26 protein-coding genes are annotated in these 21,891 nt (G+C 66.5%); 13 read left to right on the top strand and 13 right to left on the bottom strand.

The features are described from left to right. A protein-coding gene (gene prfB, locus AC07O3_RS19375; protein WP_097198623.1) for a peptide chain release factor 2 occupies nucleotides 1-1,105 on the bottom strand; the annotation gives its coding sequence in 2 pieces (ribosomal slippage) (nucleotides 1-1,023 and nucleotides 1,025-1,105; 1,104 coding nt in all). A 115-nt stretch (nucleotides 1,106-1,220) separates the two neighbouring features. After that, nucleotides 1,221-2,033, bottom strand: a complete 813-nt coding sequence (locus AC07O3_RS19370; protein ID WP_093051901.1) for a MetQ/NlpA family ABC transporter substrate-binding protein — start codon at nucleotides 2,031-2,033, stop codon at nucleotides 1,221-1,223. 237 nt (nucleotides 2,034-2,270) lie between these two features. Between AC07O3_RS19370 and AC07O3_RS19365 the strand changes: the two genes are divergently transcribed. Genes AC07O3_RS19365 through AC07O3_RS19350 form a run of 4 tightly spaced genes read left to right on the top strand, consistent with a single transcriptional unit; the run spans nucleotide 2,271 to nucleotide 5,030 of the window. Next, nucleotides 2,271-3,137 (top strand): methionine ABC transporter ATP-binding protein, encoded by an 867-nt coding sequence (locus AC07O3_RS19365; protein WP_097200746.1) that lies wholly within the window; start codon nucleotides 2,271-2,273, stop codon nucleotides 3,135-3,137. Then, entirely contained in the window at nucleotides 3,130-3,792 is a 663-nt protein-coding gene (locus AC07O3_RS19360) for a methionine ABC transporter permease (RefSeq protein WP_007835547.1), read from the top strand. The genes AC07O3_RS19365 and AC07O3_RS19360 overlap by 8 nt, the downstream gene beginning before the upstream one ends. Before the next feature lie 34 nt (nucleotides 3,793-3,826). Continuing rightward, the gene (locus AC07O3_RS19355; protein ID WP_093051756.1) at nucleotides 3,827-4,654 is read left to right on the top strand and encodes a MetQ/NlpA family ABC transporter substrate-binding protein; all 828 of its coding nucleotides are present in this window, start codon (nucleotides 3,827-3,829) and stop codon (nucleotides 4,652-4,654) included. 25 nt (nucleotides 4,655-4,679) lie between these two features. Beyond that, complete coding sequence (locus AC07O3_RS19350) at nucleotides 4,680-5,030, top strand: cupin domain-containing protein (RefSeq protein ID WP_093051753.1); 351 nt, start codon at nucleotides 4,680-4,682, stop codon at nucleotides 5,028-5,030. A 15-nt stretch (nucleotides 5,031-5,045) separates the two neighbouring features. Here AC07O3_RS19350 and AC07O3_RS19345 read toward each other — a convergent pair whose 3' ends face one another. The 3 genes from AC07O3_RS19345 to AC07O3_RS19335 all read right to left on the bottom strand — a co-directional run bounded on the left by AC07O3_RS19345 (nucleotide 5,046) and on the right by AC07O3_RS19335 (nucleotide 8,235). Continuing rightward, complete coding sequence (locus tag AC07O3_RS19345) at nucleotides 5,046-6,401, bottom strand: LLM class flavin-dependent oxidoreductase (RefSeq protein WP_495340061.1); 1,356 nt, start codon at nucleotides 6,399-6,401, stop codon at nucleotides 5,046-5,048. Then, complete coding sequence (locus tag AC07O3_RS19340; RefSeq protein WP_495340060.1) at nucleotides 6,398-7,231, bottom strand: MetQ/NlpA family ABC transporter substrate-binding protein; 834 nt, start codon at nucleotides 7,229-7,231, stop codon at nucleotides 6,398-6,400. Before AC07O3_RS19340 ends, AC07O3_RS19345 begins: the two co-directional genes overlap by 4 nt. Nucleotides 7,232-7,332: 101 nt before the next feature. Next, on the bottom strand, nucleotides 7,333-8,235 hold the full coding sequence (locus AC07O3_RS19335) for a LysR family transcriptional regulator (protein WP_093077911.1): 903 nt from the start codon (nucleotides 8,233-8,235) through the stop codon (nucleotides 7,333-7,335). A gap of 136 nt (nucleotides 8,236-8,371) precedes the next feature. Between AC07O3_RS19335 and AC07O3_RS19330 the strand changes: the two genes are divergently transcribed. Next, nucleotides 8,372-9,391 (top strand): aldo/keto reductase, encoded by a 1,020-nt coding sequence (locus AC07O3_RS19330; protein ID WP_495340059.1) that lies wholly within the window; start codon nucleotides 8,372-8,374, stop codon nucleotides 9,389-9,391. Nucleotides 9,392-9,397: 6 nt separating this feature from the next. On the opposite strand, the gene AC07O3_RS19325 is transcribed toward AC07O3_RS19330, so the two are convergent. Beyond that, nucleotides 9,398-10,327, bottom strand: coding sequence for an alpha/beta fold hydrolase (locus tag AC07O3_RS19325; protein ID WP_495340058.1), 930 nt, complete (start codon nucleotides 10,325-10,327; stop codon nucleotides 9,398-9,400). Between the two features lie 126 nt (nucleotides 10,328-10,453). Here AC07O3_RS19325 and AC07O3_RS19320 point away from each other — a divergent pair, with 126 nt between their 5' ends. Further along, nucleotides 10,454-11,515 (top strand): aldo/keto reductase, encoded by a 1,062-nt coding sequence (locus AC07O3_RS19320; protein ID WP_093077907.1) that lies wholly within the window; start codon nucleotides 10,454-10,456, stop codon nucleotides 11,513-11,515. Nucleotide 11,516: 1 nt separating this feature from the next. Here the strand turns inward: AC07O3_RS19320 and AC07O3_RS19315 are convergent, their stop codons facing one another. Next, entirely contained in the window at nucleotides 11,517-12,107 is a 591-nt protein-coding gene (locus AC07O3_RS19315; RefSeq protein ID WP_093077905.1) for a hypothetical protein, read from the bottom strand. Between the two features lie 92 nt (nucleotides 12,108-12,199). On the opposite strand from AC07O3_RS19315, the gene AC07O3_RS19310 reads away from it, so the two are divergent. Genes AC07O3_RS19310 through AC07O3_RS19295 form a run of 4 tightly spaced genes read left to right on the top strand, consistent with a single transcriptional unit; the run spans nucleotide 12,200 to nucleotide 14,547 of the window. Further along, complete coding sequence (locus AC07O3_RS19310) at nucleotides 12,200-12,694, top strand: aminoacyl-tRNA deacylase (protein WP_093077904.1); 495 nt, start codon at nucleotides 12,200-12,202, stop codon at nucleotides 12,692-12,694. Nucleotides 12,695-12,702: 8 nt separating this feature from the next. Continuing rightward, nucleotides 12,703-13,512, top strand: coding sequence for a DUF6348 family protein (locus AC07O3_RS19305; RefSeq protein ID WP_093077902.1), 810 nt, complete (start codon nucleotides 12,703-12,705; stop codon nucleotides 13,510-13,512). 30 nt (nucleotides 13,513-13,542) lie between these two features. After that, on the top strand, nucleotides 13,543-14,181 hold the full coding sequence (gene plsY / locus AC07O3_RS19300) for a glycerol-3-phosphate 1-O-acyltransferase PlsY (protein WP_093051725.1): 639 nt from the start codon (nucleotides 13,543-13,545) through the stop codon (nucleotides 14,179-14,181). A 12-nt stretch (nucleotides 14,182-14,193) separates the two neighbouring features. Beyond that, nucleotides 14,194-14,547: a RidA family protein gene (locus tag AC07O3_RS19295; RefSeq protein ID WP_093051722.1), complete on the top strand. Its 354-nt coding sequence runs from the start codon at nucleotides 14,194-14,196 to the stop codon at nucleotides 14,545-14,547. A 7-nt stretch (nucleotides 14,548-14,554) separates the two neighbouring features. Here AC07O3_RS19295 and AC07O3_RS19290 read toward each other — a convergent pair whose 3' ends face one another. Both AC07O3_RS19290 and AC07O3_RS19285 read right to left on the bottom strand, forming a co-directional pair. Further along, nucleotides 14,555-15,199 (bottom strand): retropepsin-like aspartic protease family protein, encoded by a 645-nt coding sequence (locus AC07O3_RS19290; RefSeq protein WP_093051719.1) that lies wholly within the window; start codon nucleotides 15,197-15,199, stop codon nucleotides 14,555-14,557. Nucleotides 15,200-15,211: 12 nt separating this feature from the next. After that, nucleotides 15,212-15,697 (bottom strand): YajQ family cyclic di-GMP-binding protein, encoded by a 486-nt coding sequence (locus tag AC07O3_RS19285; RefSeq protein ID WP_093051716.1) that lies wholly within the window; start codon nucleotides 15,695-15,697, stop codon nucleotides 15,212-15,214. A 45-nt stretch (nucleotides 15,698-15,742) separates the two neighbouring features. Here AC07O3_RS19285 and murB point away from each other — a divergent pair, with 45 nt between their 5' ends. Together murB and AC07O3_RS19275 are read left to right on the top strand one after the other, a co-directional pair. After that, nucleotides 15,743-16,795 carry a UDP-N-acetylmuramate dehydrogenase gene (murB, locus tag AC07O3_RS19280; protein ID WP_093077901.1) on the top strand — a complete coding sequence of 351 codons (1,053 nt, stop codon included), beginning with the start codon at nucleotides 15,743-15,745 and terminating at the stop codon, nucleotides 16,793-16,795. 4 nt (nucleotides 16,796-16,799) lie between these two features. Beyond that, complete coding sequence (locus AC07O3_RS19275; RefSeq protein WP_495340057.1) at nucleotides 16,800-17,642, top strand: glycine-rich domain-containing protein; 843 nt, start codon at nucleotides 16,800-16,802, stop codon at nucleotides 17,640-17,642. 79 nt (nucleotides 17,643-17,721) lie between these two features. Here AC07O3_RS19275 and argG read toward each other — a convergent pair whose 3' ends face one another. The 4 genes from argG to AC07O3_RS19255 all read right to left on the bottom strand — a co-directional run bounded on the left by argG (nucleotide 17,722) and on the right by AC07O3_RS19255 (nucleotide 20,534). Next, nucleotides 17,722-19,062: an argininosuccinate synthase gene (gene argG, locus AC07O3_RS19270; RefSeq protein WP_093051703.1), complete on the bottom strand. Its 1,341-nt coding sequence runs from the start codon at nucleotides 19,060-19,062 to the stop codon at nucleotides 17,722-17,724. Between the two features lie 23 nt (nucleotides 19,063-19,085). Beyond that, a complete protein-coding gene (ppnP, locus tag AC07O3_RS19265; RefSeq protein WP_093051699.1) occupies nucleotides 19,086-19,412 on the bottom strand; it encodes a pyrimidine/purine nucleoside phosphorylase in 327 nt (108 codons plus the stop codon). A 125-nt stretch (nucleotides 19,413-19,537) separates the two neighbouring features. Continuing rightward, complete coding sequence (locus AC07O3_RS19260; protein ID WP_495340056.1) at nucleotides 19,538-20,122, bottom strand: glycine zipper 2TM domain-containing protein; 585 nt, start codon at nucleotides 20,120-20,122, stop codon at nucleotides 19,538-19,540. Between the two features lie 58 nt (nucleotides 20,123-20,180). Next, complete coding sequence (locus AC07O3_RS19255) at nucleotides 20,181-20,534, bottom strand: ArsC family reductase (RefSeq protein ID WP_097198633.1); 354 nt, start codon at nucleotides 20,532-20,534, stop codon at nucleotides 20,181-20,183. A 36-nt stretch (nucleotides 20,535-20,570) separates the two neighbouring features. Here AC07O3_RS19255 and folC point away from each other — a divergent pair, with 36 nt between their 5' ends. Continuing rightward, nucleotides 20,571-21,878: a bifunctional tetrahydrofolate synthase/dihydrofolate synthase gene (gene folC, locus AC07O3_RS19250; protein ID WP_495340055.1), complete on the top strand. Its 1,308-nt coding sequence runs from the start codon at nucleotides 20,571-20,573 to the stop codon at nucleotides 21,876-21,878. Nucleotides 21,879-21,891: the final 13 nt, after the last annotated feature.

Raw genomic sequence — 21,891 nt, 5'->3', positions numbered from 1 at the left:
TTACACGCCCTGCTTGAGAGAGGCTTCGATGAACACGTCGAGGTCGCCGTCCAGCACCTTCTGCGTGGCCGAAACTTCCACGTTGGTGCGCAGGTCCTTGATGCGGCTGTTGTCCAGCACGTAGCTGCGGATCTGGTGGCCCCAGCCCACGTCGGTCTTGCTGTCTTCGAGCTTCTGCTGTTCTTCCTGGCGCTTGCGCATCTCGTGGTCGTACAGGCGCGAGCGCAGGCGCTTCCACGCCACGTCGCGGTTGCTGTGCTGGCTGCGGCCGTCCTGGCACTGCACCACGATGCCGGTCGGGATGTGCGTCAGGCGCACGGCCGAGTCGGTCTTGTTGATGTGCTGGCCGCCCGCGCCGCTGGCGCGGAAGGTGTCGGTGCGCACGTCGGCCGGGTTGATCTCGATCTCGATGGAGTCGTCGATTTCCGGGTACACGAAGATGCTGGCAAAGCTCGTGTGGCGGCCGCCCGACGAGTCGAACGGCGACTTGCGCACCAGGCGGTGCACGCCGGTCTCGGTGCGCAGCAGGCCGAAGGCGTAGTCGCCCTCGACCTTGATGGTCGCGCCCTTGATGCCGGCGGTGTCGCCGGGCGTTTCGTCTTCGATCTGCGTCTTGAAGCCCTTGCGCTCGGCGTACTTCAGGTACTGGCGCAGCAGCATGCTGGCCCAGTCACAGGCCTCGGTGCCACCGGCGCCGGCCTGGATGTCGACGAAGGCGTTCAGCGGATCGGCCGGGTTGTTGAACATCCGGCGGAATTCGAGCTGCTTGATGTCGGCTTCGAGCGTGGCGGCGTCATCGGCAATGGCCTGCAGGCCGTCCATGTCGCCGTCTTCCTTCGACATTTCGAAGAGTTCGGTGTTGTCCGAGAGCCCGTTGGTGAGCCGGTCGAGCGTGACGACCACGTCGTCGAGCGACTTCTTTTCCTTGCCCAGTTCCTGGGCCTTCTTCGGGTCGTTCCAGACGTTCGGGTCTTCGAGCGATGCGTTGACCGTCCTCAGACGTTCGGCTTTGGCATCGTAGTCAAAGATACCTCCGTAAATCGACCGTACGGACGCTCAGGTCCGCGAGCATTGCGCCGATTTGGTTGATCTGTTCTGCGTCCATGGGGTGTCCTGACTGTGTTCGGGGAAACCGGGCATTTTCTCACGGTCCGCCAGCCAGCCAGGGAGTGCCCCTGTATTGCGCCTTTCCCCTCTGGGGGAAGGCGCAAGACCCGAAATCAGAACGCCGGCACGAGCGAGCCCTTGAACTGCGTTTCGATGAAGCTCTTCACCTCGGGCGACTGGTAGGCGGCCACGAGGCGCTTGGCCCAGGGCTTGTCCTTGTCGGCGCGGCGCACGGCGATCAGGTTGGCGTACGGGCTCTTCGGCGATTCCTTGATCACGGCGTCCTTGTTCAGCGACAGGCCGGCCTTCTCGGCGTAGTCGTTGTTGATGGAGGCAATGGTCAGGTCGTCGAGCGAGCGAGGCAGCTGGGCCGCATCGAGAGCCACCAGCTTCAGTTTCTTGGGGTTCGTCACCACGTCCAGCGGCGTGGCCGTGTTGTTCTTCACCGCTTCGGGCTTCAGCGTGATCAGGCCGGCCTGCTGCAGCAGCAACAGCGCGCGGTTGCCGTTCGACGGGTCGTTCTGGATGCCGACCGAGGCGCCATCAGGCAGCTGGTCGATCGACTTGATCTTGCGCGAGTAGAAGCCCAGCGGCGCGGTGATGGTCAGGCCCACGGGCACGATGTCGAAGCCGCGCGCCTTGTTCTGGTTGTCGAGAAAGGGCTGGTGCTGGAAGGCGTTGGCGTCGAGGTCGCCCGAGGCCAGCGCCGCATTGGGCAGCTGGTAGTCGTTGAACACCACGACCTGGATGTTCAGGCCGTCCTTGGCGGCGACCTTCTTGACCACCTCGAAGATCTGCTCGCCGTTGCCGACGGAGACGCCGACCTTGAGCGTGTTCTTGTCCTGCGCGAAGGCGGCGCTGCCGGCGAAGAGGGCGGCGGCCAGCGTGGCAAGGGCGAGGGTGCGGCGGCGGAAAGAGGTATGCATGTCGTTGCGCGAAATCAAAAAAAGAAGGCGCGAATGTGGCATTGCCGCCAGCGTTTGGGAACGAACCAATGCGCATATCGATATGGCGTGTCTTGCCCGCTACAGGATTTCCTTATGCGTATATGCGTATAAACAGCATCCTTTTTGTTCGTTCCCTTTCGCTGCGTTTCTTTTCATACTCGGCACCTTTTTGCGAACCTCCGCGACCTGCCTTTGCGCGGGCTGCGCATCTTTTCCATGACCCACCCTACGCCTGACACGGGCCGCGGCCACGCGGCGCCAGTCATCCGTCTTCAATCGGTGCAGAAGTCTTTTGCCTTGCCCAACGGCGAGGTGTTCGACGCCGTGCAGTCGCTGTCGCTCGACATCCAGCAGGGCGACGTGTTCGGCCTGATCGGCAAGAGCGGCGCCGGCAAATCGACGCTGCTGCGCCTCATCAACCTGCTGGAGCGGCCCGATTCGGGCCAGGTCTTCGTCGGCGGGCGCGACCTCACCACGCTCTCGCGCCGCGAGCTGCGCGATACGCGCCAGAACATCGGCATGATCTTCCAGCAGTTCAACCTGCTGCAGAACGCCACGGTGTTCGACAACGTGGCCTTCCCGCTGAAGATCCACGGCCGCCACTCGAAGGCCGAAATCAACGCACGTGTGCGCGAGTGCCTGGCGCTCGTGGGCCTGGCCGAGAAGATCGACACCTACCCGGCCCAGCTCTCCGGCGGCCAGAAGCAGCGCGTGGCCATTGCCCGTGCGCTGGCGCCGCGCCCGCAAGTGCTGCTGTGCGACGAGCCCACCTCGGCGCTCGACTCCGAAACCACGCGCTCGCTGCTCGAAACGCTGCGCGAAATCAACCAGAAGATCGGCGTGACCATCGTGATCGTCACGCACGAGCTGTCCGTGGTCGAGGTGCTGTGCCGCAACGTGGCCATCCTCGAAAAGGGCCGGCTGGTGGAGCAGTTCGCGGTCGACGCACCGAGCGTGGAGCGCAAGACCGCGCTGGGCCGCGAAATCGATGAACTGGTGCGCCGCCGCGAACGCGAGGCGCGCGAACCCTACTCTCCGCGCCCGCCCTCGCAGCTCGGCGCACAGGAGCTGGCCTATGTTTGAGAACATCGCCCCCATCCTCCCCGAGCTGTGGGTCGCCACCGGCCAGACCTTCATGATGCTGGCCATCGGCCTGTCGGCCGCCGTGCTCATCGGCGGGCCGCTGGGCATCCTGCTGTTCCTGCTGGGCCCCGGCCAGTCGCTGGAGAACAAGCCCGCGTTCCTGGTGCTCAACTGGCTGGTGAACACGGTGCGTTCGTTCCCTTTCATCATCTTGCTGGTGGCCTTGGTGCCCTTCACGCGGGTGATCGCGGGCACGTCGATCGGGCCGCTGGCGGCCGCGGTGCCCCTGTCGTTCGCGGCCATTCCGTACCTGGCCCGGCTGGTCGACCAGTGCCTGCGCGAAGTGCCGCGCGGCGTGATCGAGGCGGCGCATGCCATGGGCGCGACCGAGCTGCAGATCGTCTGGCGCGTGCTGCTGGTCGAGGCCCGTTCGGGGCTGGTGCTGGCGCTGACAGTGCTGGCCGTGAGCTTTCTCTCGTACTCGGCGGTGGCCGGCGTGGTGGGCGGCGGCGGCATCGGCGACCTGGCCATCCGCTACGGCTACTACCGTTTCCAGACCGACGTGATGGTGCTCACCGTGGCGCTGCTCGTGGTGCTGGTACAGATCCTGCAGTTCGTGGGTAACACCACGGCAAGCAGGCTCGACAAGCGTTGATTCCTTCTCTTTTCTTCCCTGCTTTCCCTATCTCATGAAAACCGCATTCCTGCGCCGCTCCGTTCTCGCCCTGTCCCTGGCTGCCGTCTCGTTCGGCGGCCTCTCGCTGCAGGCCCACGCGCAAGACCCCGCCAAGAAGAACCTCGTGATCGGCGGCACCGCCGGCTCCAACGCCGACCAGCTCAAGGCCGGCATCGTGCCCATCCTCGAAAAGAAGGGCTACAAGGTGAAGCTGGTCGAGTTCAACGACTACGTGCAGCCCAACCTGGCGCTGGCCCAGGGCTCGCTCGACGCCAATTTCTTCCAGCATCAGGTCTATCTGAAGAAGTTCGCGGCCGACCAGAAGCTCGACCTCTCCGAACTGGTGCAAGGCCCGATCGCCCCTATGGGCGTGTATTCGACCAAGCGCAAGACGCTGGCCGACGTGAAGGAAGGCGACCGCGTGACGCTGCCGAACGATCCGAGCAACCTGGCCCGCGCGCTGGTGCTGCTGGAGCAGAACAAGCTGATCACGATCAAGACCGGCATCGATCCGCTGCGCGCGTCCGAAAAGGACGTGGCCGAGAACCCGAAGAAGCTGAAGTTCATTCCGCTCGAAGCTGCGCAGCTGCCGCGCTCGCTGGGCGACACCGAGTACGCCATCGTCAACGGCAACTTCGCGATCTCGTCGGGCCTGAAGCTCACCGAGGCCGTGGTGCTCGAGAAAACGCCCGACTACTACCTGAATGTGGTCGCCGTGAAGACCGCCGACAAGAACACCCAGTGGGCCAAGGACATCGCCGATGCCTACCGCTCGAAGGAGTTCAAGGCCGTGGTCGACAGCAAGTTCCAGGGCTACGCCAAGCCCAGCTTCCTGCAATAACTCTTCCCGCAAGAAAAGGACTCCCATGCCCGTTCTGGCCGTATTCGATGCTCAGGGAAGCTGGCGCGACACACATGTGTGCGACGGCTGGATCACCGAACACCTGGCCGGGCAGGGCGTGAGTTGGGGGCGTGGCAAGAAGAAGGGGCAACGCGTGCTCGACAGCGCGGGGCTGTTCTACGTGCCGACTGCCGACGGCTACCTGGGGCTGCTGCTGGAGGCTGGCGAGTGGGCTGCCATTCCGGCCGGCAAGCCGCATTTCTTCGATGCGGGCGAGGCTGAGTCGCTCGACGGCTTGCCTGCCGCGCTGCCGCTGTTCGAAGCTTTCGTCGAAGAAGTGCTGTCCCTTACGGGTAACGACGCCGACGAAGAGTGAAGGGCGCGGCCGGTCTCAGGCCGCCAGCCGCTGTTGCGCCGTTCGACCGGCGGGCCGCGCCAGCCCCAGATGGTCGCGCAGCGTGCGGCCTTCGTACTCGGTGCGGAAGATCCCGCGCTTCTGCAGGATCGGCACCACGCCGTCGACAAAATCCTGCAGCCCATGCGGCAGCGCATCGGGCATCAGGTTGAACCCATCGGCCGCACCGGCCCTGAACCAGCGCTCGATGTCGTCCGCGATCTGCTCCGGCGTGCCCACGATCACGCGGTGTCCACCGCCGCCCGCCAGTTCGCGAATCAACTGCCGCACCGTGTAGCCGTGCGTGCGGCCCGCCGCGACCACTGCATTGAAGAAGGTGTGGTTGCCGTTGCCATTGCCTGGCAACGGAAGGTCTTCAGGCAGGCGCTCGTCAAGCTTCAGGCGGTCGGGCGTGATGCCCAGCGTGCCGGCGATGCGCGTCAGGCTGTAGTCCCACGGAATCAGGTCGACCAGCTCGTCGCGCCGGCGGCGGGCTTCGGCCTCGGTACTGCCGACGATGGTGGTCAGGCCCGCGAGCACCTTCACTGCGTTGGGGCCGCGGCCCAGTTCGGCGGCGCGTGTCTTCAGCGCGCGCGCGTAGGCCAGCGATTCCTCGAACGACTGAGAGGCCGAGAACACCGCCTCCGCATGGCGCGACGCCAGCTCGCGCCCGTCGGCAGATGCTCCGGCCTGCACCAGCACCGGGTGCCCTTGCGGCGGACGCGGCAGGTTCAGCGGCCCCTGCACCGCGAAGTGCTCGCCGCGATGCGCAATGGCGTGCACTTTGGCCGTGTCGATGAAGCTGCCGGTGGCCTTGTCGCCGATGAAGGCGTCGTCCTCCCAGCTGTCCCACAGCGCCTTCACGATGTCGGTGAACTCCGAGGCGCGTGCGTAGCGCTTCGCATGGTCGGGCGTGGCGTCGAGGCCGAAGTTGCGTGCTGAGGGCAGGTCGGCCGTGGTCACCACGTTCCAGCCCGCGCGGCCGCCGCTCACATGGTCGAGCGTGGCGAAGCGGCGGGCGATGTTGTAGGGCTCGTTGTAGCTCGTCGAGGCAGTGGCGATCAGGCCGATGTGCGTGGTGGCGGCGGCCACGCAGGCCAGCAGCACCGTGGGCTCCAGCGCGGTGATCGGGCGGAAGTTGATCTGGTCGACGATGGCCGCGTTGTCCGCGAGAAACACCGCATCGAGCTTGGCCGCCTCGGCGATCTGCGCCGTGCGGATGTAGTGCCGGATGTCGGCAAAGGCCCACGGATCGCTCTTCGGCAGGCGCCATGCCGAGGGCACGAAGCCCGAATGCAGGATGTTGACGTTGAGGTGCAGTTGCCGGGGCTTGGGGCTGGTCGAAAGGCTCATTGGGAGAAGTAGTCGGGCAGCCGGTAGCCGGCCCATGTCGGGTTGGCCCTGAAGAAGCGCTGGAACTCGGCCGACTGGTAGGCCGCCGCAATGTCTTTCGCGAACTGGGCTTGCTCGTTGCTGCGCTTGACGGCCACCACGTTCACGTAGGGCAGCGTCATGTTCTCGAGCTTGAGCGCATCGGTGAGCTTCAGGCCCGAGGCCACCGCGAAGTTGCCCTGCACGGCCGCGATGTCGGCATCGGCCAGCGAGCGCGGGGCCTGCGCGGCTTCGAGCGGCACCAGCTTCAGGCGCTTCGGGTTGGTGGCGATGTCGCGCTCCGACACAGCCAGCGGGCTCACGCCCGACTTGAGCGTGACCCAGCCGACGGCCGCGAGGATGTTGAGCGCGCGCGCCGCGTTCACCGGGTCAGAAGGCAGCGTGACCGTGGCGCCGTCGGGCACCGTGTCGAGCGACTTGTGGCGCTGCGAGTAGAGGCCCATCGGCGGCGTCGGCACATGCACCACCGGCACGAGGTCGAAGCCCTGCTGCTTGTTGGTGGCGTTGAGGTACAGCGTGTGCTGGAAGATGTTGGCGTCGATCTGCCCGCGCTCGACTGCGTCGTTGGGCTGCACGCCCTGGCTGAACTCGACGTACTTGACGGTGTAGCCGAGCTTCTTCAGCTGGGGCTCGATGCCGTTCGTGAAGGCATCGCGGTACGGGCCGGGCATGAAGCCCACGCGCAGGTCGGCGGCGTGGGCGGAAACCTGAAGAAGCAGGCTCAGGGCAAGGCCGCCGAGCAGTGGAGCGGACCAGCGCGCCAGCGAGGGCGCGCGCGAAGAAAAGCGCATGACAGGCAACTCCGGGAGGCAAGAGGGAGCTGCGCACTCTAGGTCGCGGTGCCTGCGGTGCGAACGAAGATTCGTGCGCTTCGATATCCGCTTGTCGAATATCAGGCGGGCTGGCTTTCGTTCTTCAGGAAGTCGACGAACGCGCGCAGCGGCGCAGGCATGTGCGTGCGGCTCGGGTAGTACAGGAACGGCCCCGAAAAACTCTGCCACCAGTCTTCGAGCACGGGCACCAGCGTGCCGCGGTCGATGGAGGGCCGCAGGTATTCGTCGAAGGTGTAGATCAGGCCCAGGCCCGACTCGGCGGCGTGCAGTTCGAGGTCGAGCATCGACGCGATCAGCGGCCCTGCCGGCGTGATCTTGACGGCCTTGCCCTTGCGCACGAAGCCCCAGGTGGCGAGCACGCCGCTCGGGAAACGGTGGGCGATGCAGGCGTGCTGCAGCAGGTCGGTCGGGTGCCTGGGCGTTCCGTGCTTCGCCAGGTAGGCAGGCGACGCCGCGGCCACGAAGCGCTGCGTGCGAGGGCCCAGAGGCACGGCGATCATGTCGCGCGCAATGCTCTCGTCGTAGCGGATGCCGGCGTCGAAGCCCGCGGCGAGCACGTCGATGAAGGTGTCGTTGGTCGTGATCTCCAGCGTGATGCCCGGGTGCTCCGCCAGGAAGCGGCTGGCCAGCGGCGGCAGCACGCGCTGCGTCACGATCGTCGGCACGTTCAGCCGCAGCGTGCCGGTGGGGCTGTCGCGAAAGCTGTTGAGCGTGTCGAGCGCGCCCGCGATGTCGTCGAGCGCGGGCGAGATGCGGTCCAGCAGTCGCTGACCGGCTTCGGTGGGTGTGACGCTGCGCGTCGTGCGGTTCAGCAGGCGCACGCCAAGCTGCGCTTCGAGCCGCCGCATGGCTTCGCTGAGCGAGGAGGGCGATACGCCGCGCAGCGTGGCGGCGCCGCGAAAGCCGCGCGCCCGGGTCACGGCAACGAAGGCGCCGAGATCGGAAAGATCGGGATCGGTCATGGCGGGATTGTGCGTTTTTCTGCACAACCCGTGCGCTGCCGGACGGATTATCGAACGGGCCGATTCCTTCCAGACTAGCGCCATGGCGTTCGCAATCGCGACCGGCCACAGTCAGAAAGTCAGAAAGGACACTGCAATGAACACACTTCAACTCGGCACCAAGGCCATGAGCGGCCCCAAGGTCTCCGCCTTCGGCCTCGGCTGCATGGGCATGTCGGGCATGTACGGCCCTTCGGACCGCGCGGAGAGCATCGCCACCATCCACGCCGCGATGGACGCGGGCATCACGCTGCTAGACACCGGCGACTTCTACGGCAGCGGCCACAACGAAATGCTGATCGGTGAAGCGCTGAAGGGTCTCAAAGGCTCGCAGCGCGATGCTGCACTGGTCAGCGTGAAGTTCGGCGCCATGCGCGACCCGGCCGGCGGCTGGGTCGGCTACGACGCGCGGCCCGCGGCGGTGAAGAATTTCGCCACCTACTCGCTGCAGCGCCTGGGCGTGGACCACATCGACATCTATCGCCCGGCGCGGCTCGACCCGAACGTGCCCATCGAGGACACCATCGGCGCCATCGCCGACTTGGTGAAGGCGGGCTACGTGCGCCACATCGGCCTGTCGGAAGTCGGCTCGCAGACCATCCGCAAGGCGGCGGTCGTGCACCCGATCTGCGACCTGCAGATCGAGTATTCGCTGATCTCGCGCGGCATCGAGGACGACATCCTCGCGACCTGCCGCGAGCTGGGCATCGGCATCACCGCGTACGGCGTGCTCTCGCGCGGCCTGATCAGCGGGCACTGGAAGAAGGATGCGGCGGGCGAGAAGGATTTCCGGGCGCACAGCCCGCGCTTCCAGGGCGAGAACGTGGACCGCAACCTCGCGCTGGTCGATGCGCTGCGCAAGATCGCCGAGGCCAGGGGCGTGACCGTCGCGCAGATTGCCATTGCATGGGTGGCGGCGCAGGGCGACGACATCGTGCCGCTGATCGGCGCGCGGCAGCGCACGCGGCTGGAAGAAGCGCTGGGCGCGCTGAACGTGAAGCTGGCGGCCGACGACTTCGCGGCCATCGAGCGCGCGGTGCCGAAGGGTGCCGCGGCCGGCGACCGCTATGCGGCGGCGCAGATGGCGAGCCTGGACAGCGAATCGCGCCGCGCCTGAGGCGGCTCAGTTCGCGAGGAATTCCTCGATCATCCGCGCCACGCGCTGCGGCTGGTCGTGGTGCAGCATGTGACCGGCGTCTTCGAGGCGCTCGATGCGAGTGTTGGCAACTGACTTCAGGCGCTCGTGGAATTCGTCGAGCGTGTAGCGGTTCTTCCACCAGCCTTGCAGGCTGTCGTCGGATGCCTCGACCATCAGCAACGGCGCGGTGATGCGCGCGTAGAGCGCCAGCGTTTCGTCGACGCGGAAGATGTGCGCGTTGACGATCTTGTGCGCCGCCTCGCCGAGGATCTGCCAGCGTTCGCTGCCGTCGGGCTGGGCGTGGTTCACCGACCAGTGGCTGGCCAGCCAGTTGGCCTTGTCGGGCGTGAGGCGCGGGTTGGTCTTCATGAGGCGGCGCGCCACGCCGTCCACGGCCGAATAGCCAGCCAGCGCCATCTCGCCGCGATGCAGGCGCTTGAGCTCGTCGATCCACTGGCCGTAGCGCGCGGGCGCTTCATCGGGCTTGCGCGCGGGCATGCCGAAGCCTTCGAGATTGACGAGGCGGCGGATGCGCTGGGGCCGCACGCCGGCGTAGTGCATGACGACGTTGCCGCCCATGCTGTGGCCGACGAGGTCGACCTGCCGGGCACTGTCGTCTTCGCCTGCGTAGTGGTCGAGCAGCCACTCGAGGTCTGCCAGGTAGTCGGCGAGCCAGTAGTTGTCGACGCCGCCGCCATCGGTCAGGCCGAAGCCGCGCCAGTCGGGGGCGATGATGAAGCGGTCTTCCTCCATCGCATCGACCACGAACTGCCACGATGCGGCCACGTCCATCCAGCCATGCACCAGCACGAGCGGCGGGCGCTCGTCGGAGGGCTGGCCCCAGAGGCGCACGTGGTAGCTGAGGTTGCGCACGGGCACGAATTCGCTGCGGGAGGGGCGGAGGGCTTGGTACATGGGCGTCGATGATAAAGAGGCCTTTGTGCTGACGCAGTCCGGCACAGGACAGCGGGCGGGGGCGGAACGCTCGGGTTTTGATGGGGCGGCCAGCAGGCTGTGGGGCGGGGCGGTAGCATCCCGCGCATGAAAAAGATCCAACTCGGTCAAAGCGACCTGCACGTCACCCCGATCTGCCTTGGCACGATGACCTTCGGCGAACAGGTCGACGAGCCCACCTCCCACGCCATCCTGAGCCGCTCGCTCGAGCGCGGCGTCGACTTCATCGACACCGCCGAGATGTACTCGGTGCCCACGCGCAAGGAAACCTACAGCGTCACCGAGACCATCATCGGCAACTGGTTTGCCGCCAACCCCGGTGCGCGCGAGAAGCTGGTGGTCGCGACCAAGGTGGCCGGCCCGTCGCGCGGCATGCCCTGGGTGCGCGAAGGCAGCGGCATGACGGCAGCCGACATCGAAGCCTCGTGCAACGCCAGCCTGAAGCGGCTGCGCACGGACGTCATCGACCTCTACCAGATCCACTGGCCGGAGCGCCACGTGCCGCTGTTCGGCAACATGTATTACGACCCGGCGAAGGAAACCTCGAAGACGCCGATCCACGAGCAGCTCGAAGCGCTGGGCAAGCTGGTGAAGGCGGGCAAGGTGCGCGCCATCGGCCTGTCGAACGAAACGCCGTACGGCGTGCACGAGTTCGTGCGGCTGGCCGAGCAGCACGGGCTGCCGCGCGTGGCGACGGTGCAGAACGTGTACAGCCTCATCAGCCGCGGCTACGAGAACGGGCTGGACGAGACGATGCACCGGCTGGGCGTGTCGCTGCTGGCGTATTCGCCGCTGGCCTTCGGCCTGCTGACGGGCAAGTACGACCAGAGCGGCATCGAAGGGCCGGATGCGCCGAAGGGCGCGCGGATTTCGAGCTATGAATCGGTGCGCAAGCAGCGTTGGGGCCGCCCCGATTCGCTGCGCGCGGCCAAGCGCTACAACCAGCTGGCCCGCGACAACGGCCTGACGCCGACGCAGCTGGCGCTGGCCTTCTGCTACACGAAGTGGCAGGTGGCGAGCACGATCATCGGCGTGACCTCGGTGGCGCAGCTGGAAGAAGACCTGGACGTGTACGGCACCACGTTGTCGGCGGAAATCCTGGCGGAGATCGACAAGATCCGCTGGGAGATTCGCGACCCTGCTGCGTAATTCAACGGCCACATTCGCCCTGGGCGGCGGCCAGGGCGAGGGCTGGCAGGCTCAGCAGGCCCATGTTGCCGCCTTTGAACTGGCCCTTCATGCAGTCGCCGTGTGCAGCGCTTGCGACGCCTGCGCTCAACCTGGAATCAAAGGCTGAGCGCGGGGTGCCGTTGAGGTTCTGGCCGGCGCGTTCCGCGAATGAGCGCTCGCGGCCGATGTCGCGCAGGGCGCGGCGGGTGCTTTCCGAATGAAGGATCAGCGGCGCGGGGGTTGTCGTGGCTTGCGGCGGCTGTGTGACTGGCGTAGCGGGGACGGTGATCGCCTTGCCGCGAGCAGTTCGGGGCATGCGCGTGGTTGTCGCGCGTGTGGTCGCAGTCGTGGTTTGCGGCGCCGCTTCCCGCGGTGCGGGAGGCACGGCCTTCACTGGGGCTTCGACCTGCACCACCTCCATGACCATTCGCTTCACCGGGGCGGTCTCGCGGCCGTGCGGCTGCGTGGCGACCAGCAGCAGCCAGAGCACCGCCGCGTGCATCGCCACCACGGCCAGCACCAGCCCGAGGTAGAACGAAGCCGTGGCCACCGGGGCTGGCGTATGCTGCATGGCTGGAATGGAATTCAATGTAGTACGGCAGATTTTTTGCCGTGGAACACCAGGTTTTCTGAAGCGATCCTGAACCCGCAGTTGCCACCGAGATGGCCAAGAAAAGCACTCACACCTCCGAGACGCCCGCCACCCAGCTGCTGCGTGCGCACAAGATCTCCTTCACCGAGCACCCCTACGAGTACGTCGAGCACGGCGGTGCGCAGCGCGGCGCCGAGATGCTCGGGCTCGACCCGTTCACCGTCATCAAGACGCTGGTCATGCAAGACCAGGACGCCAAGCCGCTGATCGTGCTGATGCACGGCAACCGCACGGTGTCGACCAAGAACCTCGCGCGGCAGATCGGCGCCAAGTCGGTCGAGCCCTGCAAGCCCGAGGTGGCGCAGCGGCACAGCGGGTACATGGTGGGCGGTACTTCGCCGTTCGGCACGCGGCGCGAGATGCCGGTGTATGTGGAATCGACCATCCTCGAACTGCCGAGGATCGTGCTCAACGGCGGGCGCCGCGGCTACCTGATCGGCATCGATCCGCAGGTGTGCGTGGGGTTGCTGGGCGCGAAGCCCGTGCAATGTGCGCTGGCAGAATAGCCGGCGCCATGGCGACATCCTCGTCTTCCGACTTCTTTCCCCTGCGAGCCGCTGGCAACCCGGGCCAGGGCACGGCGTTCGCACTTGCCTTTCGCAACGACGAGCGCGAATGGACCGAATCGCTCGACCTGTCGGCGTTGCTGCGCGACGCACTGCTGGCGCGCGGCCAGGCCGCCGCGCTCGCACGCGATGGCTGGGTCACGCTGTCCGACGGACTCTGGCTGCTGCCGCAGATCCTGAGCTACTCGCGCGCCGAGGACGGCAGCGTGCGCACCTCCAGCACCATCGAGGTGGCCCATGCCGGACTCTTGCCGCAGGGCGTCTTCGAGTACCAGCATTCGGGCGGCGAAACCACCGAGCAGGCCCTGACCCGCGGGTTCGACCTGTGGGCGCAGGTCGATCTGGTTGTGTTCCAGGATGCGCTGGGCGGTGAACTCGCCCACTGCACGTCGATGGACATGAGCTGGAAGGAGGGGCGGCAGCGGCGCGTGCTGTTCGGCCCCGTGGCGCACCGGGCGGCGCTGCCGGCGGCCGAGGTTGAGGAAGAGCACCCGTTCTGCCCCTGCTGCCTGTTCACCAATACCTGGGACGCCTTCAAGCCGCAGATCGAATCGGACAGTCTCCACGCCGTGCGCCTCTATGCCGTGCGCGACGCCGAGGGCCAGGTGCAGGCCGACTGCCGCGTCAACGGCGAGGACTGGTCCGCCGGCGCCGAGGCCCTGCGCGCCTATGTGACACAGTGGCCCGACCGCGGCTTCGAGTTTCGCAAGCAGTATGTTGTGATCCAATCGCCGCCCCAGGCGCTCGTCGCCGAATAGAACAACAACCATCCCCCGCGGAGTGCCGTCTTGAGTTTCAACTTGCCTTCCCTCATCGCCATCGTGGCGTCGTACCTGATCGGCTCGCTGTCCTTCGCGGTCATCGTGAGCAAGGCGCTCGGCATGGCCGATCCGCGCAGCTACGGCAGCAAGAATCCCGGCGCCACCAATGTGCTGCGCTCGGGTAATAAAGGTGCGGCGCTGGCCACGCTGCTGCTCGACGCTATCAAGGGCTGGGTGCCGGTGTTCCTGATTCACCGGTTCGGCGCGCAGTGGGGGCTAGGGGAGGGCGTTGCTGCCCTGGCCGGCCTGGCAGCGTTTCTTGGCCACCTGTATCCGGTGTTCTTCGGCTTCCAGGGCGGCAAGGGCGTGGCTACGGCGGCAGGCGTGCTGGTGGGCGTCGCGCCCTGGCTGGGGCTGGCCACCGGCGCCACCTGGCTGATCATCGCCGTCTTCTTCCGCTACTCGTCGCTGTCGTCGCTGGTGGCGGCCTTCTTCGCACCGGCCTACTATCTGATCGGCGGCGGCATCGCGTGGCCGCTCGACCGCACAGTGCTGATCGCGCTCATCGTCATGAGCCTGCTGCTGATCTGGCGGCACCGCGAAAACATCCGCCGGCTCGCGGCCGGCACGGAGTCGAAGCTCGGCTCCAAGAAGAAACAGGACTGAAGAAAGAACACCATGGCCTCCATCACCCGCTTCCACGTCGGCCCCCGTCTCTCGGAGACGGCCGTGCACAACGGCACCATCTACCTCGCGGGCCAGGTGCCCGACGACACCTCGCAGGACATCCGCGGCCAGACCACGCAGGTGCTGGGCATGGTCGATCGCCTGCTGGCCGAGGCCGGCAGCGACAAGTCGCGCATTCTCATGACGCAGATCTTCCTGGCGGACATCACCGACATCACGGCGATGAACGAGGTGTGGGACGCCTGGATTCCGGCCGGCAACACGCCGCCGCGCGCCACCGTGCAGGCCAAGATGGCCAATGCGGCCTACAAGATCGAGATCGTGGTGACGGCCGCGCAGGCCTGACGCTCAATCAATAGCGTTTTTCGAGGACCATCTGGTCCGCGTCGCGCCGCATCGAGAAGCGATTGATGAAGCTGTTGCCCAGCAGCACGAAGGGCATGGCCTGCGGCGAGACGATGGCGTCGATGTCGTAGACCTCGACGTCGCCCACGCGCACCGACTGCAGCCGCAGCTTGTAGCCCGAAGTCGTGCCGTTGGCGGTGTTCATCATGACGCGCTGGCCCTTGCTGTAGTCGAGCCCGATGCGCTGGGCGTCGTCGGCCGAGAGCGCGATGGACGTCGCACCCGTGTCGAGCATGAACGTGACCGGCCGGCCGTTGATGGCGCCTTGCGTCATGAAATGCCCGCGGCTGTCGGCCGACAGCACGACACGGTTTCCGCCCCCGCCTGAGCTGCCACCGCCGCCGATGCTGACCGGCGTGTCCATGCGCAGGCTGACGCGCTTGCCGTCGAGTTCGACCACGGCCTGTTCGGCCTGCAGCGAGAGCAGTTTCACGCCCTGGTAGCTCTCGCCGACCGCCACGGTCTTGGGCGGGTTGCCGTTCACGATCAGGATCGCGCGGCTGCCGATGCTGCCGGTCAGGGTGACCGAGCCGGCGGCATGCGCCACTGCAGCGGCAGCCAGCAGCTGCGCTGCGACGACAAGGGCTTTCATGAAGGGAGCCGCTCAGTCGCGGAAGTTGTTGAACGTGAGCGGCATGTCCGGCACGTCCTTCTTGATGAGTGCCATGGCGGCTTGCAGATCGTCGCGCTTGGCGCCGGTGATGCGCACCGCGTCGCCCTGGATGGCTGCCTGCACCTTGAGCTTGCTGTCCTTGACGATGCGGGTGATCTTCTTGGCCTGCTCGCTTTCGATGCCGCTCTTGACCTTGATGACCTGCTTGACCTTGTCGCCGCCCATCTTCTGGACGTCGCCCTTGTCGAGGAAACGCACGTCGACGCTGCGCTTGGTGAGCTTGCTGCGCAGGATGTCTTCCACCTGCACGAGCTGGAACTCGGCGTCGCCGATCATGGTGATCTCCTTGTCCTTGAGCTCGACGGCGGCGGCCGTGCCCTTGAAATCGAAGCGCGTTCCGATTTCCTTGGCGGTGTTCTCGACCGCGTTCTTCACCTCGGGCAGGTTGGGCTCGCAGACGGTATCGAAGGACGGCATGGACTCTCTCCTGAATTCACTGGTGCTGGATGCGACAATTCTCCCATGATCGTGGAGTCCAACGTCCCGCTGCAGCCCTACAACAGCTTCGGCATCGTCGCGCGTGCGCAGCATCTGGCGCGCATTGCGGGCGAGGCCGACCTGGTCGCGCTGCGCGCCGATCCGGCATGGCGCGACGCGCCCCGGTTCGTGCTGGGCGGCGGCAGCAACATCGTGCTCACGGGCGACGTCAAGCCGCTGGTGCTGAAGATCGAGATCAAGGGCCTGCGGCTGGTGGAAGAAACGCCGCGCGCCTGGATCGTCGAGGCCGGTGCCGGCGAGATCTGGCACGACGCCGTCGAGTGGATGGTGCGCAACGGTTACCCGGGGCTGGAAAACCTGGCTCTCATTCCGGGCACGGTGGGCGGCTCGCCGGTGCAGAACATCGGCGCCTACGGGGTCGAGTTGCAAGACCGCTTCGATTCGCTCGACGCCTTCGACCTGGAAACCGGCCGCAGCTTCACGCTCGACGCCGCCCAATGCGCCTTCGGCTATCGCGATTCGGTGTTCAAGCACGTGCGCAGCGGCCCGAACGACTTCGGCCTGGCGGGCAGGGCGGTGATCACCCGGGTGCGCTTTCGCCTGCCCAAGCCCTGGAAGGCCGTGGTCGGCTACCTCGACCTCGAACGCAAGATGGAAGAAACCGGCAACTTCACGCCGAGCGCACAGGACGTCTTCGACTGGATCTGCGCTATTCGCCGCGCGAAGCTGCCCGACTGGCGCGTGCTGGGCAACGCCGGCAGTTTCTTCAAGAACCCGACCGTCACGCCCGAGCAATGCGCGGACATCATCGCGCGCGACCCCAAGATCGTTCACTACCCGATGGACGACGGCAGCATCAAGCTGGCAGCCGGCTGGCTCATCGATGCCTGCGGCTGGAAGGGCAAGTCGGTGGGCAATGCCGGCGTTTACGAGCGGCAGGCGCTGGTGCTGGTCAACCGCGGCGGCCGCGAGAACCCGGTGACCGGCGGTGAGGTGATGACCCTGGCCAAGGCCATCCAGACCAGCGTGTACGAGCGCTTCGGCATCCGGCTGGAGCCGGAGCCGGTGGTGGTCTGACGGCATGGATCTCGACTTCCTGCACTTGAATTTCCGCCGCCGCATCGGCGCGCTGCTATGGGCCCGACGGGCGGTGCCGCTCATTGCGCTGCTCGCGTTGTTTCTGGGCTCGCGCCGCTGGGGCTCGGTGGTGGCCGTGATTGTGGTGGCGCTGCTGTTTTCGGCGGTGCTCAAGTTCCTCGAAACCAGCTTGCGGCGCCAGTTCATCCGCGAAGCGCGGCTGCCGCCATTCATTGTCGGCAAGCTGTGCGAGGCGCATCCGCAGCTCAGCCGGCGCGATGCCGAACTGGTGCTGCGCGGCCTGCGCCAGTTCTTCATGGCGCACCTGCGCAGCGAGCGCAAGTTCGTGGCGATGCCTTCGAAGGTGGTCGACACGGCCTGGCACGAGTTCATCCTGCACACGCAGGGCTACCAGAGCTGGTGCAAGGCGGCCTTCGGCGGCATGCTGCACCACAGCCCGGCTGAGGTACTGGGCAAGGATGCCCGGCGCAACGACGGCCTGCGTCGCACCTGGTACTGGGCCTGCAAGGAAGAAAGCATCGATCCGCGCAAGCCGGCGCGCCTGCCGCTGCTGTTTGCGCTGGACGTCAAGTTCGCGATCGACGGCGGCTTTCACTATGTGCCCGACTGCCGGGCGGTCGAGCGGTACATCGGCTCGGACGCCCAGTGCGGCACCAGCTTCGGGGAATCGTCTTCGTCGGATGGTGGAAGCGCGGGTGATGCCGGCGGGTTCGGCGGCAGCGAGTCGTCGAGTGGTGGCGGTGACGGTGGCTCCGGCGATGGGGGCGGCTCGTCTGACGGCGGTGGCGGGTGTGGAGGCGGCTGCGGCGGAGGCGGTGGGGACTGACCCTCGCAGCGCACCAATGAAAAACGGGCCCCGAGGGGCCCGTTGTCGTTTCTGCCTCGCGGGAGGCAGAGAGCGGCGATCAGCTTGCGTCGCCGTCGTTGGCCAGCTTCGGCAGCGAAGCGCCTTCGCCCGACGATAGCAGGCCGACCCGGGTGTAGATCGCGAGCTTCTCGCGCGTGTCGACGATGTCGAGGTTGCGCATCGTGAGTTGGCCGATGCGGTCCAGCGGCGTGAACGCGCCCTCGACCTTTTCCATGCTCAGGCGCTCGGGCTTGTACGTCAGGTTGGCCGATTCGGTGTTCAGGATCGAGTAGTCGTTGCCACGGCGCAGCTCGACCGTCACTTCGCCGGTGATGGCGCGTGCCACCCAGCGTTGAGCCGTTTCGCGCAGCATGATGGCCTGAGGGTCGAACCAGCGGCCCTGGTACAGCAGGCGGCCGAGGCGGCGGCCGTTGTCGCGGTACTGCTCGATGGTGTCTTCGTTGTGGATGCCGGTCACGAGGCGCTCGTAGGCGATGAACAGCAGCGCGAGGCCCGGAGCCTCGTAGATGCCGCGGCTCTTGGCCTCGATGATGCGGTTCTCGATCTGGTCGCTCATGCCCAGCCCGTGGCGGCCGCCGATGCGGTTGGCTTCGAGGATCAGGTCGACCAGGTTGGCGTAGCGAACGCCGTTCAGCGCAACGGGCACGCCTTCTTCGAAGCGCACCGAGACGGTTTCGCGCTTGACTTCGACTTCGTCCTTCCAGAAGGCCACGCCCATGATGGGCTGCACGATCTGGATGCCGCTGTTCAGGTGCTCGAGGTCTTTGGCCTCGTGCGTGGCGCCGAGCATGTTCGAGTCGGTCGAGTAGGCCTTTTCGGCCGACATCTTGTAGGCGAAGCCGGCCTTCTGCATGAACGCCGACATTTCGGCGCGGCCGCCCAGCTCGTCGATGAAGACCTGGTCGAGCCAGGGCTTGTAGATCTTGAGGTTGGGGTTGGTCAGCAGGCCGTAGCGGTAGAAGCGCTCGATGTCGTTGCCCTTGTAGGTGCTGCCGTCGCCCCAGATGTGGACGTCGTCTTCCTTCATGGCCGACACCAGCATGGTGCCGGTGACGGCGCGGCCCAGCGGCGTGGTGTTGAAGTAGGTGACGCCGGCGGTGGTCACGTGGAAGGCGCCGGCCTGCAGGGCGGCGATGCCTTCGTTGGCCAGCTGCACGCGGCAGTCGATCAGGCGGGCATTTTCGGCGCCGTAGAGCATCGCCTTGCGCGGGATCTCGTCGTAGTCGGGCTCGTCGGGCTGGCCGAGGTTGGCGGTGTAGGCGTAGGGGATCGCGCCCTTGTTGCGCATCCAGTGGAGCGCCGCGCTGGTGTCCAGGCCGCCCGAGAAGGCAATGCCGACCTTCTGGCCGGCGGGAACGTTTTGGAGGATGGTCGACATGTCAGGTTTCCCGGGTTCGCGGTTCAGCCGAAGTGGCAGATGTAGCTGTAGGGCTCGCCGCTCACGCGGATCTGGAAAGTGGAGTTGCCCGGCACGCTGAACTTCTGGCCGGGGCCCGAGGCCACCCATTCGCTGGTGCCCGACAGCAGGTATTCGCAGCTGCCGGCGGTGCCTTCCATGATCTCGGGGGCGCCGGTGTTGAAGGTGAGGGTGGACGGCAGGATCACGCCGACCGATTTCTTCGTGCCGTCCGCGAGCGTGAGGCTGTGGCTCACGCATTTGCCGTCGAAGTACACATTGGCCTTGGTGGCCACTGCGGCGCTGTTCAGAGTGTCGGTAGTCGTCGTCATTGGGTGGCGCCGGCGCCTGGGCGGTCGGCAAATCGAGGACGCACCGCACCAGCGGCGCACCCGTCAAGGGTTGGAAAAGTCCTCGATTTTAGGGGCTCAGGCAGCTTGGGCCGCCGGCCGGTGGCTCAGCGGTGCCAGCCGCGGTATCCGCCACCCCAGCCGCCACGGTAGCCGCCGCCCCAGCCGCGCGAATAGCCGAGGTTCAGCGAGATGCCGACCGGCGGGTAGACGTAAGGATAGGCATAGGGGTACGCATAGGCCGGCTGCACGTAGACCGGGTCGGCATATACCGGCGCCGGCTGGTAGACCGGGGCGGGGGCGTTGGAGACCACTACGCCCGGTTCGGGCACTACGTTGTCCCAGGGAGAGCCTCCGGACTGCGGGGCGTAGCCGCCGTTGTTGGCCTCGACCGGATAGGTCTGCACCTGCGACTGCGGCGCCACCGGCGAGGTCGTCACGCCGTAGCCGCTGGCCTGGATCGGAATGGTCGCGCCGGGCTGGCTGTTCATGCGGGTGGTGTACTGACGCCCGTTGTACTCGTAGGTGACGTTGTAGTTCACGTCGCTGCCGGTCGTTTCGCGGATCGGGGTGGCGGAAATCACCCGGGCCTGGACCACCTGGTTCTGCTGGGCGTGCACGAGGCCGGTGCCCGCGGCCAGCGTGCCGGCCACGGAAATGCCGGCGAGGGTGCGAAAAACGAGTTTGTTCATGGTGTGTCTCTCCTGCAGATCGCGGTTTGACGCCGGGCCTTGGGTCGGGTTCCGGGGTTTACACGGCGTTGACAGCCCAGGATTCGGCGTCGAACCCTGTCGTAACGGGCTTTTTCGGGCCCCAGTTGACCACCGGCCGCTTGATCAGGCTGGGGTTGGCCAGCAGCACCGCGCGGGCCGAACCGGCGTCGACCACGCCTTCTCGGGTGGCGTCGTCCAGCTTGCGCCAGGTGGTGCCCTTGCGGTTGACCAGGGCCTCCCAGCCGGGCTTCTTCAGCCACTGGTCGAGCTCGGCTTCGGGCACGCCCTGTTTCTTGAAGTCGTGGAAGGTGTAGGCCACGCCATGTTCATCGAGCCAGGCGCGGGCGCGCTTGACGGTGTCGCAGTTCGGGATGCCGTATAGGGTTGTCATGGCCGCGATGATGCCCCGAGCGGCGGGTCGGCGACAATGCCGGCCTCCATGGAAACCCTTAACGACTGGCTCGCGCGCGCCGAGCAACTCCATCCCAAGAACATCGAACTCGGGCTCGAGCGCGCCAAAGAAATGGCGCAGCGCCTCGGCCTGCGCTTCGGCTGCCCCGTCATCACGGTGGCGGGCACCAACGGCAAGGGCTCGACCTGCGCCATGCTCGAATCGATCCTCACGCATGCGGGCTACCGCACGGCGGTGTTCACCTCGCCGCACCTGGTGCGCTTCGAAGAGCGGCTGCGGCTCAAGGGCGAAGCCGTCGATGCTTCCAAACTGATAGCAAGCTTCGAAGTGGTGGAAAAGGCGCGCGGCGACATGCCCTTGACCTACTTCGAGTTCACCACGCTCGGCATCCTGCATTGCATGATCGAGGAAAAGCCCGACGTGGCGATCCTCGAAGTCGGCCTGGGCGGGCGGCTCGACGCGGTCAACATCATCGACACCGATTGCGCGGTCATCACCAGCATCGACCTCGACCACATGGAATACCTCGGACCCGACCGCGAAAGCATCGGCTTCGAGAAGGCCGGCATCCTGCGCCCGGGCAAGCCCGCCATTGTGAGCGACCCGATGCCGCCGCAGAGCGTGATCGACCATGCCAACGCCATCGGCGCCGACCTCTGGCGCTTCGGAACCGACTTCAACGTGTCGGGCGACAAGCAGCAGTGGGGCTGGTCGGGCCGTGGGCGGCGCTACAGCGGGCTGGCCTATCCGGCGTTGCGCGGGGCTAACCAGCTCATCAATGCGGCCGGCGTGCTTGCGGCGCTCGAAGCGCTGCGCCCGCAACTGCCGATCACGGCGCAGGCCGTGCGCAACGGGCTCGCGATGGTCGAGTTGCCGGGCCGCTTCCAGATCGTGCCGGGCGAGCCGGCGCTGGTGCTCGACGTGGCGCACAACGCCCATGCCGTGGCCGCGCTGGCCGAGAACCTCGATGCGATGGGCTTCTACCCCACCACGCATGGTGTGTTCGGTGTGATGGCCGACAAGGATCTCGCACCGATCCTCGCGCGCATCGGGCCGCTGATCGACCGCTGGTACTTCACCGACCTGCCCACCCCGCGCGCGGCCAAGGCGGCCGACCTGCTGGCCAGCTGGCAGGCGCAGAACACGCGCGCCGATGCCTCGGGCAGCGTGTACGCGGGCCCGATGGAAGCGTTGCGCGCAGCCATCGAGCAGGCGGGGCCCGCTGATAGAATCGTGGTCTTCGGATCGTTCTTCACCGTGGGTGGCGTGCTCGAAAACGGCACCCCCCGGCTGCAAGCCAAACACCTGCTGCCAGGCGGCTGATCGTCGGGCTGTC

Source organism: Variovorax sp. GW821-FHT09D05 (genome assembly GCF_059416325.1).
This window is presented reverse-complemented; position numbering and strand designations above follow the sequence as displayed.